Source organism: Streptomyces melanosporofaciens (assembly GCF_900105695.1).
GTDB lineage: Bacteria > Actinomycetota > Actinomycetes > Streptomycetales > Streptomycetaceae > Streptomyces > Streptomyces antimycoticus.
Window position 1 is genome coordinate 2,577,336 of the sequence record NZ_FNST01000002.1, and the last position, 15,699, is coordinate 2,593,034.

11 protein-coding genes and 2 pseudogenes are annotated in these 15,699 nt (G+C 71.9%); 4 read left to right on the forward strand and 9 right to left on the reverse strand.

Annotated features, from left to right (window positions below; translation table 11 throughout):
- Window positions 1-91: 91 nt before the first annotated feature.
- Entirely contained in the window at window positions 92-1,417 is a 1,326-nt protein-coding gene (locus BLV72_RS13555) for a DUF6716 putative glycosyltransferase (protein ID WP_208906025.1), read from the reverse strand.
- Window positions 1,418-1,640: 223 nt separating this feature from the next.
- Between BLV72_RS13555 and BLV72_RS13560 the strand changes: the two genes are divergently transcribed.
- From BLV72_RS13560 to BLV72_RS13570, 3 genes are read left to right on the forward strand one after another with little or no spacing between them, the layout of a single operon-like run.
- The gene (locus BLV72_RS13560; protein ID WP_093462495.1) at window positions 1,641-2,618 is read left to right on the forward strand and encodes a glycosyltransferase family 2 protein; all 978 of its coding nucleotides are present in this window, start codon (window positions 1,641-1,643) and stop codon (window positions 2,616-2,618) included.
- Complete coding sequence (locus BLV72_RS13565) at window positions 2,618-4,027, forward strand: polysialyltransferase family glycosyltransferase (RefSeq protein WP_093462497.1); 1,410 nt, start codon at window positions 2,618-2,620, stop codon at window positions 4,025-4,027. The genes BLV72_RS13560 and BLV72_RS13565 overlap by 1 nt, the downstream gene beginning before the upstream one ends.
- Window positions 4,024-5,226 (forward strand): acyltransferase family protein, encoded by a 1,203-nt coding sequence (locus tag BLV72_RS13570; RefSeq protein ID WP_093462498.1) that lies wholly within the window; start codon window positions 4,024-4,026, stop codon window positions 5,224-5,226. The genes BLV72_RS13565 and BLV72_RS13570 overlap by 4 nt, the downstream gene beginning before the upstream one ends.
- Window positions 5,227-5,248: 22 nt before the next feature.
- Here BLV72_RS13570 and BLV72_RS13575 read toward each other — a convergent pair.
- From BLV72_RS13575 to BLV72_RS13590, 4 genes and pseudogenes are all read right to left on the reverse strand, one after another.
- Window positions 5,249-6,177, reverse strand: a pseudogene (locus BLV72_RS13575) (aminoglycoside phosphotransferase family protein).
- A gap of 234 nt (window positions 6,178-6,411) precedes the next feature.
- Window positions 6,412-7,826, reverse strand: a pseudogene (locus tag BLV72_RS13580) (CoA transferase).
- A gap of 117 nt (window positions 7,827-7,943) precedes the next feature.
- The gene (locus BLV72_RS13585; RefSeq protein ID WP_093462500.1) at window positions 7,944-8,939 is read right to left on the reverse strand and encodes a trypsin-like serine peptidase; all 996 of its coding nucleotides are present in this window, start codon (window positions 8,937-8,939) and stop codon (window positions 7,944-7,946) included.
- 158 nt (window positions 8,940-9,097) lie between these two features.
- Window positions 9,098-9,754 (reverse strand): TetR/AcrR family transcriptional regulator C-terminal domain-containing protein, encoded by a 657-nt coding sequence (locus BLV72_RS13590; protein WP_093462501.1) that lies wholly within the window; start codon window positions 9,752-9,754, stop codon window positions 9,098-9,100.
- 67 nt (window positions 9,755-9,821) lie between these two features.
- Between BLV72_RS13590 and BLV72_RS13595 the strand changes: the two genes are divergently transcribed.
- Window positions 9,822-11,354 (forward strand): FAD-dependent monooxygenase, encoded by a 1,533-nt coding sequence (locus BLV72_RS13595; RefSeq protein WP_093462503.1) that lies wholly within the window; start codon window positions 9,822-9,824, stop codon window positions 11,352-11,354.
- A 499-nt stretch (window positions 11,355-11,853) separates the two neighbouring features.
- Here BLV72_RS13595 and BLV72_RS13600 read toward each other — a convergent pair whose 3' ends face one another.
- Genes BLV72_RS13600 through BLV72_RS13615 form a run of 4 tightly spaced genes read right to left on the reverse strand, consistent with a single transcriptional unit; the run spans window position 11,854 to window position 15,677 of the window.
- Window positions 11,854-12,885 (reverse strand): L-idonate 5-dehydrogenase, encoded by a 1,032-nt coding sequence (locus tag BLV72_RS13600; protein WP_093462504.1) that lies wholly within the window; start codon window positions 12,883-12,885, stop codon window positions 11,854-11,856.
- A 54-nt stretch (window positions 12,886-12,939) separates the two neighbouring features.
- Window positions 12,940-13,710 carry a glucose 1-dehydrogenase gene (locus BLV72_RS13605; protein ID WP_093462506.1) on the reverse strand — a complete coding sequence of 257 codons (771 nt, stop codon included), beginning with the start codon at window positions 13,708-13,710 and terminating at the stop codon, window positions 12,940-12,942.
- Window positions 13,711-13,747: 37 nt separating this feature from the next.
- The gene (locus tag BLV72_RS13610) at window positions 13,748-15,145 is read right to left on the reverse strand and encodes a GntT/GntP/DsdX family permease (protein ID WP_093462507.1); all 1,398 of its coding nucleotides are present in this window, start codon (window positions 15,143-15,145) and stop codon (window positions 13,748-13,750) included.
- Between the two features lie 19 nt (window positions 15,146-15,164).
- Window positions 15,165-15,677: a gluconokinase gene (locus BLV72_RS13615; RefSeq protein WP_093462509.1), complete on the reverse strand. Its 513-nt coding sequence runs from the start codon at window positions 15,675-15,677 to the stop codon at window positions 15,165-15,167.
- Between the last annotated feature and the right edge of the window lie 22 nt (window positions 15,678-15,699).

Genomic DNA, 15,699 nt, shown 5'->3' on the forward strand with positions numbered 1-15,699 from the left:
TTCTCGCTCGCTTCTCCGTCCGCGCGGCGCAGAAGTGCGGGCATCGTCGTCGGCTGCGACCCGGCGGCCGCGCGCACGTCGCTCACGTCCCTCACAGCTCCCCCATCCGCCGGATGACCGGGGCCACCCGCTGCACGCCGTGGCGGTAGGCACCGCGGGCCGCTTCGCGCATCGTGTTGCGCACCACCCGCCGCAGCGCCGAGACCTGCGCCTCGTCCTCGGCCGAGGCCCCGGGGCGGGGCGAGCCGTCCGGCTCGAAGCCGTACCGGGCGAGCCGCCCGGGCAGATAACCGGGCGCGGTGGTGGGGGTGTAGAAGGGGGCGAGCGGCGGGAGGGTCGGTGCGGCGGCCAGCTCGGCGACCCGGTCCCGCGCGGCGTCGAACCAGGTCTCGTACGGCCCGTCGGCGGCGACGCCCTGGCGGCTGAGCCACTCGGCGTTCGGCTCCGGCAGGTGCCCGGCGTCGAGCTGGTCCCAGGAGGCGAGAGCGCCGGAGCCGAGGAAGTGGTGGTTGCCGAGCGTCTCCCGCACCCCGAGGTCGGTGAGGACGGCGGTCGGTATGGAGCGGTGCAGCGACTCCAGGGCGGCCGTGGAGCTGACCGTGACCAGCAGGTCCGCGGTGTCCAGGACCTCGCCCATGTTCCCGTAGGCGAGCCGGAAGTTGGCGGGCAGATCGTCGCCGAACTTGGCGATCAGCTTCTGGTAGGGAAGCTCTTCGATATGCGTGGTGTGCTCGCCCGGCTTGCTGCGCAGCTTGACCACGACCTCGCGGTCCGGATGGCGGCGCGCGTGCTCCACCGCGCGGCGCAGCAGATAGGTGCGGTCGGCGCGGTTGTCCGGGACGGAGGGCTGGACGGCGAAGACGACCGTGCCGCCGGGGTACTTCCGCGCCAGCCGCGCCTTCGGGTCGTAGCGGTCGCCGCCGAGGAAGGGCAGCGCGCATTCGACGACGCTGTTCCCGTCGGCGCCGACGCCCGTGTAGACGTCGCGGAAGCGGTCCGCGTCATGGCGGGAGTTGGCCAGCACCACATCGGCGCCATGGCGCAGCAGCAGGCCGTCGGCCAGCTTCTCGTAGACGACACCGACATAGCCGGTGACGACCACGGGGCGGCGCTCGTCGTCCTGCCAGGCGTGGCGCAGTCCGTGCAGCATGGCCTGGACGGCGCCGCCGACCAGGGAGAGCACGATCACGTCATAGCGCTCACGGTCCACGGCCCGTACGAATTCCACGCCCGTGACCTCGCGCATCGCGTCGGCGCGCACCCCGACCTCGGTGAGCTGCCGGGCGGTCGGCGTGGCGCGGCCGCGCAGCAGGAAGCCGTCGAGGCGACGGCCCGAGGCTGAACCCGACTCGTCCGGTACGAGGCGATGCGCGGTGAGCGCGCCCCATTTCCACCGGGTGTCGGAGTCGGCGAGCACGGCGACTCGCACAGGGGATTTGGTACGTGAGGACACGTCGCAGACGCTAGGAAGCGTTGTCGATTCATGGCCCAACGCAAGAGCAACAAAGGGTTAACAGCACGTCGACGATTGGAGAATCGGCTGGCTGGAGCGGCGGGTTAACCGTTCCGACGTGTTTCGTTCACCTCTACGTACACCCTAGGTCAAGACGAATGCCGACCAGCGACCTAGCGTCACCCGCGTGGTTAAGCTCTCCGTCATCGTGCCGTTCTACAACGTGCAGACCTATGCCCCCGACACGCTCAGAAGTCTGCGCGCGAACGCGCGTGAGGACTTCGAATTCATTCTCGTCGACGACTGTGCCACCGACGGGACGCCGGAGATCCTGGAGCGCGCCGAACGCGACCTTCCGGGGGCCGTCTACGTACGGCATGAGAAGAACGGTGGGCTGGCCACCGCCCGGAACACCGGCCTGGACGCATCCACCGGCGAGTACATCACCTTCCTCGACGGCGACGACTGGCTCGCCCCCGGCTACTACGAGCACATGCTCGCGGCGATGGAGGACTTGGGGTGCGACTTCGTCCGCACCGACCACGTCCAGTGCACCGCGCGAGCCCGCTCGATCACCCGGGTGCCGCACGGCCGCCGCAATGTGGTGATGAACCCGCGGGACGCGATCCTCCCGGCCGACCGCTCCACCTCCGTCGACTACCCCTATGCCTGGGCGGGCATGTACCACCGCCGCCTGGCCGACGAGGGGCTGCTGCACTTCACCCACGGGCTGCGCACCGCCGAGGACCGGCCCTGGATCTGGCGGCTGCACCGCGAGGCCCGCAGCTTCGCCGTCCTCGGCGTGCACGGGGTGTTCTACCGGCGCGGCGTCTCCTCCTCGCTCACCCAGATCGGGGATGTGCGCCAGCTCGACTTCATTCGCGCATTCGACCAGGTCATCGAGGAAACCGCGCGGGACCGCGACGCCGACGCACTACTGCCGAAGGCCGTCCGCACCTACTGCGCGATCATTTCCCACCACCTGGGCAACATCGAGAGATTCGAACCACAAGTGGCCCGCAAACTCCGATCCATGTCGGCGGCGGCGATGAAACGCATGCCCCAGGACGTATTGAAGGACGCACTGGATTCCATGGACTACGAGCGCGCCGCACGCCTGCGGCGAGTCAAGCGCCGGCCCGCCGGGGCGGAGGTGGCGGCCTGATGTCCGCCTACAAGCCGCTGGCGGAGCGCAAGCGCACCCAGATCTTCCTCGCCTCGACCCTGTACGGGGCGGCGACCCTCGCGGCCGCGATCGACGCGGACAGTGTCGGCCCGGCCGACCGCCGGATCCTGCTGATCAGCAATAACGCCGCGACGCCGGAGACCACCCCGCCGGTCGACGAGATGCCCGGCTTCGAGCGGCTGCGCGGCCGCTTCGACCGGGTGCTCTCCTGGAACGAGACGATCTCGCCGTTCCACCCCGGCGGCTGGGCCCCGCGCGTGGACGACGCCCCGCTGTGGGAGCGCCATCTGCGGCTGCTGTGGAACCTCGGCGACGACAACATCGAGCTGGTCCTGGAGTCCATCCAGGTCAACCCGGCGATGGCGGTCGCCAATGTCTTCCAGGGCGCGCCCATCGACGTCTACGCCGACGGTCTGATGAGCTACGGCCCGACCCGCAACAAGCTGGACCCGCTGATCGGCACCCGCATCCGCCGGCTGCTCCACCTGGACCTGGTGCCCGGGCTGCGGCCGCTGCTGCTGACCGAGTTCGGCGTCGAACCGGAGATCCTGCCGACCGAGGTGTTCACCAAGGTGCTCACCGAGATCGCCGACGCCGCCCCGCGCGGTGTCGTCTCCGCCAGCGAGCGGATCGCCGTCGGCAACGGTCCGGCGCTGATGCTCGGGCAGTATCTGTCCGCGCTGGACATCCTCACTCCGCAGGAGGAGGAAGAGCTGCATGTACGGATGTTGCGCGGCGCCGTGGCGCTGGGCCACCGCACCGTCGTCTTCAAGCCGCACCCCACCGCCCCGGCCCGCTGGTCGCGGATGCTGGAGAAGAAGGCCGCGGAGCTGGGCGCGGAGCTGACCGTCATGGACACCCCGGTCCTGGCCGAGGTGCTGTACCAGCGGATGAGTCCGGCCCTGGTCATCGGCTGCTTCTCCACCGCGCTGCTCACCGCCGACGTCTTCTACGGACTGCCGGTGTCCCGGATCGGCACCGATACGCTGCTGGAGCGGCTCACCCCGTACCAGAACAGCAACCGCATGCCGGTGACGATCGTGGACGCGCTGCTGCCCGACCTCGAGGACCACAAGGCGGTGGCCGCGGCCCAGCCGGTCGACGAGCGGGCCGGCAAGCGGCTGACCGGACTGATCACCGCGGTCGGCTTCTGCATGCAGGCCAAGATCTACCCGGATCTGCGGCCCGCCACCGAGCGCTATCTGGCCGCCCACCTGGACAACCAGACCTGGCGCTACTTCAAGAAGCGCCGACTGACCGCGCTCGCCCTGCCCGGGGCCGTCCCCTCGCAGCTCGCCTTCATCCCGCGCAACGAGACGGTGCGCAAGGTCGCCCGCCGGGCCCGGGCCATCAAGCGGGCCGCCCTCAAGCGGACGGTCACCGGATGAGCGCGCCGCCCGCCCCCGACCCCGGGCCGATATCCCCCGCGGCGGCGACGGCTCCCACGCCGACGCCGCCGCGCGCCCCCGACCTCGCTCTGGAGCGATCCGCCGAGCGCACCGCCAAGGCGGCCGCGCGCGGCGGCGGCCATCCGGTGCGGCTGCGCGCGCTGGACGGGCTGCGGCTGCTCGCCGCGCTCATGGTGGCCGCGTACCACTACGGCGGCCGCGACGGTGAGATAGCCCAGGCGTGGGGCTCCTCGCCCCGCGCCCAGTTCCCCACCCTGTCCAGCACCTTCGCCTACGGCTGTCTGGGCGTCCAGATCTTCTTCATCATCAGCGGCTTCGTCATCTGCATGAGCGGATGGGGACGGCCGCTGCGCTCCTTCTTCGCCTCGCGCGTCTCCCGCCTCTACCCCGCCTACTGGGTCGCGATCATCCTGGTGACCGCCGTCTTCGCGCTCCCCTGGGTCACCTACAAGGCGGTGTCGCCCAGCGACGCGCTGGTCAACCTCACCATGCTGCAGCAGCCGCTCGGGGTGGACCGGGTGCTGGGCGTGTGCTGGACCCTCTGGGCCGAGCTGCGGTTCTACGCCCTCTTCGCGCTGTTCGTGGTGCTGCCGGGCGCGACCCGGCACCGGGTGGTGCTCTTCTGCGCCGTCTGGACGCTGGGCTCGGCGTTCGCCGAGGCGGCGAACCTGCCGCTGCTGGACGTCGTCCTGATGCCGGAGTACTCCTCGTACTTCATCGGCGGCATGGGCATCTACCTGCTCCACCGCTTCGGCCATGACGCCCTGTCCTGGGGCATCATCGGGATCAGCTTCCTGATCGGCCAGCACTACGCGATCCGCGAGCTGTGGCACCCGGCCAACATCGACGCCTTCTCCTACCGCTCGGCCGTCGGCATCATCGGCGTGGTCGCCTTCGGCTACGTGGCGGTGACGCTGATCGCGCTCTCCAAGCTGAACTGGGCGAACTGGCGCTGGCTGACCGTCGCGGGCGCGCTGACCTACCCGTTCTATCTGGTCCATGAGCATCTGGGCTGGGTGGTCGTCTGGGTCCTCCACCAGAAGCTGGGCATCCCCTCCTACGGGACGTTCGCCCTGACCGTGCTGGTGATGCTGGGCCTCGCGTGGCTGCTCTACCGCTTCGTCGAACAGAAGCTCACCCCGGTGATCAAGCGCTCGCTGACCACGGTGCGGCTGTAAGGGCGCGACGCACTCTCAGGGGTCAGGGGCTCCCCTCGCCGGCTTCGACGGCGCGGGGAGCCCTCCTCTTTGATGCCAGAACCTCATGGATCACATGGCGCGCGTTGGCCGCCATCGTCGGATTGGTCTCGCGGTAGTACGGGAGCTGGATGAGCGCCATGCTCAGGGCCCAGCCCCGACCCCGCGCCCAGGTGGCGTCGTCCGCGCCGAGCGCGGTGCGGAAGTCCTCCCGCACGGAGGCCGGAAGCAGATTCCAGGCCGGGATCAGATCGCAGGCCGGGTCGCCCACTCCGGCGGTCCCGAAGTCGATGACGGCGCTCAGCCGCCCGTCCGCGACCAGCAGATTGCCCGGCATCAGATCGGAGTGCGTCCACACCGGCGGCCCGTCCCACCCGGGCGCCGCCAGCGCCTCCTCCCACGCCGCGGTAGCCGCCCCCGTGTCGACCGTCCCGTGCAGGAGGCCGATCGCGGCCCGAGTCTCCTCGTCGACCTCCCGCAGCGGCCCGCCCCGGTAGGCGGGCGGCCCGTCCGCGGGCTCGATCCGGCGCAACGCGCCGATGAACTCCGCGAGATCGGCGGCAAGCCGCCCGGGCCGGGCGACCCGCCCCTCCCGCGGATTCTCCCCGTCGAGCCACCGGTGAACGGTCCACGGCCAGGGGAAACCGTCCCCCGGCACGCCCTTGCCGAGCACCGCGGGAATGGGAACCGGCAGCGCCGGGGCAAGCCGCGGCAGCCAGCGGTGCTCCCGCTCCACGTCCCCGGCACCACCCGCGATCCGCGGCAACCGTACGGCGAGATCGCCGCCGAGCCGGAACAGCGCGTTGACGGTGCCCGACGAGGCGAACCGCTCCATGGGCAACTCCGCCACCGCGGGAACTGCGCGGCGAGCAACCGCCGTACGAGAGCCACGTCGATGGGCCGTTCGTCGGCATGCATAGCGCTCGCGCTCATCGGCACCCCGTTCATGAGTCGTGTGGGACACCACTACGCGCCGGGAGAGGGCTCAGCGGCAACTCAATTTGGCGTGGAGGGTGTCAGGGGGTTGCGTAACGCCTGCGGCGGGCTGCTCCCCTCCCCGCCCCTTCCCGAACTGGGGCTCTGCCCCAGCCCCCGGGCCCGGGGGGCGAAGCCCTTGGCAACGGCGAGGGCCGGGCAGGCTGTCCCCCACCCCGCCCCTGCCCGAGCTCAGAGCCAACGCGGGGCGTCGGCGCCCAGGCGGCCAGGTGGACGGGCCCAGTCCAGTGGTCCGTCCGGGGTAGCGATCGGGGAGCGGGCGTAGCGCAGAACTCCCAGGCCCGACCCGGTCTCGGCCAACCAGGGCGCCGCATCGTAAGCGGAGCCGTCATCCCGGCGCACGGGAGCGATACCGCGCAGAAGCCACGACGCCGTACCCGCCAGCGAAAGCCGCAGATGCCCCCGCCACCCACCTCCTGCCGCTCCGTCAACCCCCGCAAGACCCCCGCCGCCAACAGATAGCCCGTGCCGTGGTCAAGCGCCTGGGCGGGCAGCACACCAGGGTGACCGTCGGCATCGGCGTCCGCGTCGGCGTCCGCCCCGGCCTTCGCCTCGACCACGGCGATCCCGGTCGCCGCCTGCACCAGACTGTCGAATCCGCGCCGCCCGGCCCAGGGCCCGGCCCAGCCCCATGCGCACAACTGGGCGACGATCAGCCCGGGGTGGCGCTCCAGCAGGGCGTCCGGGGCGAGGCCGAAACGGTCGAGCGCGCCGGGGCGGTAGCCGGTGACCACCACATCGGCGTCGGCGAGCAACGTCTCGAAGGTCCGGCGGCCTTCGGGCGCGCCCAGATCGAGCGCGGCGGAGCGCTTGCCGAAGCCGGTGTCGGCGTGTGCGTCCGGGTCCTCGGGCAGCCCCGGGGAGTCGATGCGCAGCACATCGGCGCCCAGCAAGGCCAGGGTGCGGGTGGCCACCGGCCCGGCGATGACCCGGGTCAGATCGAGCACGCGCACCCCGCTCGCGGGCAGGGCCGCCTCCGGAAGCGGGCGCGGGAGCGGACGCGGCGCGCCCTCCCCAATCCGCCGGGACTCGACCAACGGCAGCCCGCCCAGCGGGATCTCGCTCCCACCCGGCTCCGCCACGGCCACGGCCAGCCCGCCCCCCGCGTACACGGTCTCCTGGATCGCCCGGGCGGGCCGGGCCGCGAGCGCCGCCGCGAGCTCGTCCGGCCCACTGTCGCCGGGCAGGCCGAGCGCGGCGAGCAACCGGGCCCGGTGGTGCGGGTAGTTGGCGTGCGTACGGACCCAGCCGTCGGCCGCGCGCCAAAAGCCGGACAGCGGGGCGAAGTTGGTGGGCTTCCGGCCGTCGATACGAAGGTGCCGTTCGCTGACGAACGCGGTGGCCACGGCACCCTCGTCGACCCGTACCTCCGGAACGGCCCCGCCGGAGCGCCGCGCGCCCAGTTCGGCGGCGGCCAGCGAGCACACGCCCACGGTGGCGCGGGCCAGCTCGGCCACGGGCAGCCGGGCAGTCAGTCCCCCGCTCACCGCGCGGTACGCCACGTTCCCCAGCAGCGCCGGATCACCGCCGAGGGCGGTCCAGGCGTGGGCGGTGGCGGGGTCCGGTGGTGCGTCGCTCCTCGTCATGCGCTCATTGTGCGCCGCCGCACCGGACCGCCCAACGGCGAGTGCCCCGCCCCCTCCTCCTGGTCGGGGACGGAGAGGGCGGGCCGTACACAATGGGTGGCGAGCCCAGCGGTGGACCTATGCGGCGCCCGCCCGCCGGTAGAGGTCGAGGGCCTCATTGCCCAGCGTCGGGTGGTATTCGTTCGCACCGGCGCTGACGCTGATGTTGCCGATCAGATAGCCCCCGCCGCCCGAGAAGTCGGCGAGGAAGCCGCCACCGCTCGACCCTCCGGTCTGGACGCAGTCGATGCCCCACATCGTGGAGCCGGGGCGGCCCGCGTCGGGGAACTCATTGCCCTCGCAGTGGTTCAGCCGCTCGCCATTGCCCTCGGCGGCCGAGCCTCCGTAGCCGAAGGAGTGGACATGGCGGCCGGTCTGCGAGTTGAAGGCGATGCCCTGCGCGCCCACGGTCTCGGCCAGGGTGCGGCCGTTCAACGTGTTCATGACGGCGAAGGCGTAGTCCCAGTTGGCGTTGCCCCGCGTGGAGACGTACTGGGGCTCCCAGAAGAGACTGCGGGCGGAGAAGGTGCCGTAGGGGCGGTTGCCGCCTGTGTAGCCCGGGATGAAGACCCAGTTGCGGTAGCCCGTGCCGGTGGCCGCGTCCACGACGCAGTGGCCGGCGGTGAGCACGACGGACCGGTTGTCGCTGTTGGCGACGGTGGCCGAGCAGGCGAAGGTGCCGCCCGAGGCGTTCTGGAAGAAGACCTTGCCCGCCGTGGTGCTGATCAGGCCGCCGCCGGTCCAGGCGGTGGGGGACGTGGCCCGGGTCGAGGGCGCGGAGGTGGCGGCGGCGGGCCCCGGAAGCGGGGGCACGCTCACCCGCTCGCCCGTGGTGGGCGGGGCGGTCGCGAGTTTCGCGGTGCGGGCGGCGGGCAGGGCGGTGACGTCCTGGGCCGCGCGCAGCCGGTCCGTCGTCCAGAAGCGGACGGCGGCGCGCTGCTCCTCGGTGGAGACGGAAGTTCCGGCTCCCCCGGCGGAGGGCGACGGGGCGGGGGCCGCGTGGGCGGCGGTTCCGGCGGTCCAGCCGAGGGTGGCGAGAGTGAGGGCGCTGAATAAGGTGGCGACACGTCTCATGCGGTGAGCTCCAAGTCCGTTGGAGGTACCCGAGAGCCTCGGACAACGTTGTCCGACGCTTGGTCGCCGGTAGAGTGCCACGACTGGTCCAGACCTGCCATGGTGTCGGACGTCACAATTAGGGATCCCCCTAGCCAGGGCAGCCCCTCAACGCGCCCCTAACGCGAGCCCGTCGGCGCCAGGGTCGCCTCGATGCCCGCCACGATCGTCCGCACCCCCTCCTCGAAGCGCGCCTCGTAGTCCTGGAACAGGTCCGCGCTCACCGCCGCCGCCAGTGAATACCCCTCGGCGGCCATGCGTGCCTCCCGCTCGGCGACCTCGTAACCGGACACCCGTTCGCCCGGCCTGGGCTCGACCGACTGCTCCTCGATCACGAAGCCGAGCGTGAAGCTGAACGCGATGAACGTGGCGCGGGCGGCGGCGCCCGGGGTGAAGCCCTCCGCGACGAAGGCGCGCAGATGGTCCTCCTGCGACACGGCGTGGTCGGTTCCGGTGAACCGGCTGCCGCTGAAGACCTTCGCGCCGTCGCGGTAGCCGAGCAGCGCCCGGCGCAGACCGCGCTGGACCTCGATGAGCCGCTCCTGCCAGGTCAGGGCGTCGAGATCGGCATGCGACTCGACCATGCGCCGGAACATGGCGGTGCTCATCTCGTCGAGCAGCGCCTGTTTGTTCTTGAAGTGCCAGTACAGGGCGGGGGCCTGGACGTTCAGCTCCTTGGCGATGCGGCGCAGGGTCAGCCCTTCGAGACCCACCTCGTTCAGCAGCCGCAAGGCGGTGTCCACCACGAGGGTCCGGTCGAGTCGCGTCGTCACCATCCGGTCATTCTCCCTGCTCGCACGAACCTCCTTGACAATTTAACGACGTTAAGTGCACGCTCTCCCCATGGAATTTAACAACGTTAAGGACGCGGACGTACTGATCGCCGGGGCCGGTCCGGCCGGGCTCACGCTCGCCGTCGACCTGGCCCGGCGCGGGGTGCGGGCGCGGGTCGTCGAACGCGGCGAGGGCCTGTTCCCGGGCTCGCGTGGCAAGGGGCTCCAGCCCCGGACCCAGGAGGTCTTCGACGACCTCGGCGTCGGCGAGGCGATGCGGGCGGCGGGCGGCCCGTACCCGCCGATGATGAGGTGGGAGGACGAGCGGCGGCTCGGCACCTTCGAGATGATGGAGCGCATTGAGCCGACGCCGGACCGGCCGTACCACGAGGCGTTGATGCTGCCGCAGTGGCGAACCGCGGAGATCCTGCACGCGCGGCTGGAAGAGCTGGGCGGCGGCGTCGAGTTCGGCACCGCGCTCACCGGCCTGGAGCCGGACGGGGACGGTGTCACGGCGCACCTCACGTACGCCGACGGCTCGGCGGGCACGGTGCGCGCCGCCTACCTCGTGGCGGCCGACGGCGGCCGCAGCACCGTACGGAAGGCGCTCGGCATCGGCATGACCGGCGAGGCGGTCGACCCGGCGCCGTCAGTGGTCGCGGACGTGGTGATCGACGGCGCGGAGCGGGGCCTGGACCGCGACCACTGGCACGTGTGGTGGCATGCGAAGGGCGGCGGCATCGCGCTGTGCCCGCTCGCGGGGACCGACCACTTCCAGGTCACCGCGCAGTACGACGACCCGGACGCCGTCCCCGACGCCTCCCCCGAGGCGGTACGGCAGCTGATCGCCGATCGCACCGCCCTCGCCGCCTCCGACGTACGCGAGGTGCGGTGGGCCTCGGTGTTCACCCCGCGTGCGGCGATGGCGGACCGCTTCCGCGCGGGCCGGGTGTTCCTGGTCGGCGACGCCGCGCACATCCACTCCCCGGCGGGCGCCCAGGGCCTGAACACCAGCGTGCAGGACGCGTACAACCTCGGCTGGAAGCTCGGGCAGGTGCTGCGGCACGGCGCGGACCCGGCGTTGCTCGACAGTTACGAGGCCGAGCGGCTGCCGGTCGCGGCGGGGGTGCTCGGCATCAGCACCCGCATCCACCGGGCGCACCGCGCGGGCGACGCCAAGGGGGCGCGGCGCGCGAAGGAGGTCCACCAGCTGGAGCTCTCCTACCGGGACGGGCCGCTCGCGGTGGACGACCGCGACCAGCCGGGCCAGGTGGGGGCCGGCGACCGGGCCCCGGACGCGCCGTGCGCACTGCCGGACGGGACGCGTGTCCGCCTCTTCGACATGCTGCGCGGGCCGCACTTCACGCTGCTGGTCCTCGGCGGCGCGACACCGCCGACCACCGACTTCGGGGGCCTCGCCGCCACCCTGGCGGCGGCCGAATGCCTGCGCACCATCCGCATCGGCGGCCCGAACCCCGACCTCCTGGACGCGGACGGCCACCTCGCCGCCGCGTACGGCCCGGGCCCGGCCGCCTTGCTCATCCGCCCGGACGGCTATGTCTGCTGGGCGACGGAGGGCGCGCGGGTACGGCCCACTCGCTGAGCGCGAACCGAGGACGACGGGCAGCCGCAAGGCGGCGAAAGGGGGCAGGCACCCCTTCCCGAGACGAGGGGGCTCCACCCCTCGTCCCCGCCGGGGCTCCGCCCCGGACCCCGCTCCTCAAACGCCGGAGGGGCTGAATTCACGCCACCGACGGGGAGCCGCCGACGAGACGGGAGGGGGCGGGGTCGCAGGGGTGGTGTCCTGGACGCTTACGTGTATTTGTGGCGCCAATCCCCGACCAACACAACGCCCCCGGCCAACGGCGCCGTAAATATACGGTCCAGGGCGCCGCCCCGGAGGCCCCGCACCCGCCACCCACCACAAACAGCAAGCGCACCACCCACACACCCGCACCCGCAAGCCGGACCCGCCCCCACCAAGCACCCCAGCAACCACCACCGCACCCGCACCCGCACACAGCGGAACCCGCACCCGCACACAGCGGAACCCGCACCCACCACGAACAGCAGCCGCCCCCGGCCCGCCCGCAAAGGGCCGATCAGTTGGCGAAGTCCAGCAGCACCTTGCACGACTGACTGCGGTCAGCAGCCTGGCCGAACGCCTCCACCGCCTCCCGCGCCGGCCGCACCCCACTGATCAGCGCGTCGAACGACGGCTCGGCCGCCAACAACCGCAACGCATCGTCGAACTCGGCATGGAAGCGCAGCGCGCCCCGCAGCTCGATCTCCCGGGCGACCAAGAGATTCCCGGCGAACGGGCTCTGCCCGGGCGGCAGCATGCCGAGCTGCACCACCACACCCCCGCGCCGCACCCGGCGCAGACAGGTGTCGAGCCCTGCAGCCACACCCGACGCCTCGATCGCGACGTCCATCTCGTCCGAGGGCCAGTTCGGGTCGTCCGGATCGTCGGCCCGTACGCAGGCCGTCGCCCCGGCCGCCGCCGCGAACTCCAGGGCGCGGGGCAGCAGATCGGTCGCCGTAATGGTGGCCGCGCCCGCCGCGCGGGCCGCCGCGACGGTCAGACAGCCGATCGGACCGGCGCCCGTGACCAGCACATGGCGGCCCTTCACCGCGCCCGCCCGCCGTACCGCGTGCAGCGCCACGGCCAGCGGTTCGGCGAGCGCGGCCCGGCGCGGCTCCAGCCCCTCGGGCAGGGCCCGGAGCTGCGCCGCCGGGACGGCGATCCGGGAGGCGAAGCCGCCCTGGACATGCGGGGTGCGCGCGGCGCTGCCCAGATAGCGGGTGTCGCGGCAGACGTTGGCGCGGCCGTCGGAGCACTCCGGGCACACCCCGCACGGGGTGGCCGGGTGGACGGCGACCGGGGTGCCGACCGCGGGCCCGGTCGCGCCCTCGCCGTACGCCACGACCGTGCCGACGACCTCGTGCCCGAGCACCATCGGCTCCTGGAGCCGGAAGTCGCCCACCCCGCCGTGCCGGTGGTAGTGGAGGTCCGATCCGCAGATCCCGCCGTACCGGATCGCCACGAGCGCCTGCCCCGGCGCCGGTTCCGGCTCGGGGAGTTCCTCGATCCGCAGATCACCCTGCCCGTGGATCACACAGCCCAGCACCATCGCCCAGCCTCCTCAAGCTCACGCGGTTTCTCGTGGTTCAGAGCCCGTCAGGGCTCACAGCACGCTCGTCATGCCGCCGTCGACGTACAGCACCTGGCCGCTCACGAAGTCCGCGGCAGGCGAGGCGAGATAGAGCAGCGCCCCGACCAGGTCCTCGGTGCGGCCCCAGCGCCCGGCCGGGGTCCGGCCGCGCACCCAGGCGCTGAACTCCTCGTCCTCGACCAGCGGCCGGGTCAGCTCGGTCTCGATATAGCCGGGGCCGAGCCCGTTGACCTGGATGCCGTACCGGCCCCAGTCCGCGCACATGCCCTTGGTGAGCATCTTCAGCGCGCCCTTGGTCGCCGCGTAGGGGGCGATTCCGGGGCGGACCACTTCGCTCTGCAGGGAGCAGATGTTGACGATCTTGCCGTGGCCGCGTTCGGTCATCCGCCGGGCGGCCTCCCGGCCCACCAGGAAGGCGCTGGTGAGGTTGGTGTCCAGGATCTGCCGCCAGGCGTCGTCGGTGAACTCCAGCAGGGGCGCCCGGTTCTGCATCCCGGCGTTGTTGACCAGGATGTCGAGCGGGCCCACCCGCTCCTCGACATCGGCGACACCGGCGGCCACGGCCGGGCCGTCGGTGACGTCGAACGCGGCGGTGTGCACCCCCGCGTCGACGCCGCCGAGCTCGGCTGCGGCCTTCTCGAGGGCGTGCGGATCGCGCCCGTTGAGCACCACCGTGCAGCCGGCCTCCACCAGACCGCGCGCGAGGGCGTGACCGATGCCCCGGCTGGAGCCGGTGACCAGCGCGGTGCGGTCCGCGATGTCGAAGAGCGGATGTGTCGTCATGACGTGCGTACCCCTCCGGTGCTCAAGTCACCAGTTCCTAGATCACCAGCGACAGCAGCAGGACGAAGACGAGCCCGACGACGGAGATGATCGACTCCATCACCGACCAGGTCCGCACCGTCTGCCCCACGCTCATCCCGAAGTACTCCTTGACCAGCCAGAACCCCGCGTCGTTGACATGGCTGAAGAAGAGCGACCCTGCGCCGATGGACAGCACCAGCAGCGCCACATGGGTGCTCGACATATCGGCGGCCAGCGGGGTCATCAGCCCGGCGGCCGAGATCGTGGCCACCGTCGCGGAGCCGGTGGCGAGGCGGATGGCGACCGCGATCAGCCAGGCGAGCAGCAGCGCGGAGACGTTCCAGTCCTGCGAGATGTCCATGATCATCTTGCCGACACCGATGTCGATCAGCGTCTGCTTGAAGCCGCCGCCCGCGGCGACGATCAGCAGCATTCCGGCGATCGGGGCGAGCGAGTGCTCGACGGTGGAGGAGATCCGGTCCTTGGTGAAGCCCGCGGCCCGGCCGAGGGTGAACATGCCCACGATCACGGCGGCCAGCAGCGCGATCAGGGGAGCGCCGATGACGTCGGCGACCCGCTGGACGGTGTTCTCCGGGTCGTCCACCACGATGTCGACCAGTGCCTTGATCAGCATCAGCACGACCGGGAGCAGCACGGTGAGCACGGTGACGCCGAATCCGGGACGCCGCTCCAGCTCCTCCGACGGCCGCGTGGGCATCAGCCGGTCCGGCGGGGTGACGTGCACCCAGCGGTCGGCGACGCGTGAGAAGACCGGGCCCGCGATGATGGCGGTGGGCACGGCGATGAGGACGCCGAGCGCCAGAGTGATGCCCAGGTCGGCGTGGACCGCGTCGATCGCGGCGAGCGGGCCGGGGTGCGGCGGCACCAGGCCGTGCATCACGGACAGGCCCGCGAGCGCCGGGATGCCGATCCGCATCAGGGAGAAGTTGCCGCGCTTGGCGACCAGCAGCACCACCGGGATCATCAGCACCATGCCGACCTCGAAGAAGAGCGGCAGCCCGATGATCCCCGCGATCAGCACCATCGCCCAGGGCATCGTCCGGTTGCTCGCCTTGGCGAGGATGGTGTCGACGATCTGGTCGGCGCCCCCGGAGTCGGCGAGCAGCTTGCCGAGGATCGCGCCGAGCGCGATCAGCACGCCGACGCCCGCGACGGTCGACCCGAGGCCGGCCGAGAAGCTGGTGATGACCTTGTCGAGCGGGGCTCCCGCGACGGCGCCGAGCGCCAGTGAGCCGATCGTCAGCGACAGGAACGCGTGCAGCTTGGTCTGGGTGATGAGGAGGACGAGAACGGCTATGCCGACGAGGACGGCTATGCCGAGCTGTGCGTGACCTGCCGACGTGATCGGGTCGACGGTGTCCGCTGCCAGCATCTCGACGCTGAGTCTGGTCACGGGGGTTTCCTAACCTGCGTTACTGGTGTTCGAGCCGCCGCAGTTCGGCGGCGGCCCGCTCGGTGATGAGCTCGGGTTCCGGGCCGACGTCCACGGCGACGCCGTACTCGTCCGGCTGCAGCGATTCGAGCGTGGCGAGCTGGGAGTCGAGCAGTTCCCCGGAGAAGAAGTGGCCCTTGCGCTCCTTCATCCGCCCGGCGATCAGCTCGCGGTCGCCGGTCAGATGGAGGAAGACGATGCCGGGCGCGGCGGACCGCAGCCGATCGCGGTACTTGCGCTTGAGCGCGGAGCAGCTCACCACGCCCCCGCCCTCGGCGTGGTCGTGGGCCCAGGCACCTATGGCGTCCAGCCAGGGACGCCGGTCGTCGTCGTCCAGCGGGGTCCCGGCCGACATCTTGGCGATGTTGGCCGGTGGGTGGAAGTCGTCGGCCTCGGCATACGGGACGCCGAGCTCCTCCGCCAGCAGGGGGCCGACCGTGGTCTTGCCCGTTCCGGACACTCCCATGACCACGACAACCTGGGGGGCGTGCATTGTGTGAAACCTCGCTGTCTTC

Excerpts from the sequence above, each read along its gene's own strand:
- BLV72_RS13565 (WP_093462497.1), top strand. The coding sequence starts at position 2,618 with ATGTCCGCCTACAAGCCGCTGGCGGAGCGCAAGCGCACCCAGATCTTC.
- BLV72_RS13570 (WP_093462498.1), top strand. The coding sequence starts at position 4,024 with ATGAGCGCGCCGCCCGCCCCCGACCCCGGGCCGATATCCCCCGCGGCG.
- BLV72_RS13585 (WP_093462500.1), bottom strand. The coding sequence starts at position 8,939 with ATGAGACGTGTCGCCACCTTATTCAGCGCCCTCACTCTCGCCACCCTC.
- BLV72_RS13590 (WP_093462501.1), bottom strand. The coding sequence starts at position 9,754 with ATGGTGACGACGCGACTCGACCGGACCCTCGTGGTGGACACCGCCTTG.
- BLV72_RS13595 (WP_093462503.1), top strand. The coding sequence starts at position 9,822 with ATGGAATTTAACAACGTTAAGGACGCGGACGTACTGATCGCCGGGGCC.
- BLV72_RS13600 (WP_093462504.1), bottom strand. The coding sequence starts at position 12,885 with ATGGTGCTGGGCTGTGTGATCCACGGGCAGGGTGATCTGCGGATCGAG.
- BLV72_RS13605 (WP_093462506.1), bottom strand. The coding sequence starts at position 13,710 with ATGACGACACATCCGCTCTTCGACATCGCGGACCGCACCGCGCTGGTC.
- BLV72_RS13615 (WP_093462509.1), bottom strand. The coding sequence starts at position 15,677 with ATGCACGCCCCCCAGGTTGTCGTGGTCATGGGAGTGTCCGGAACGGGC.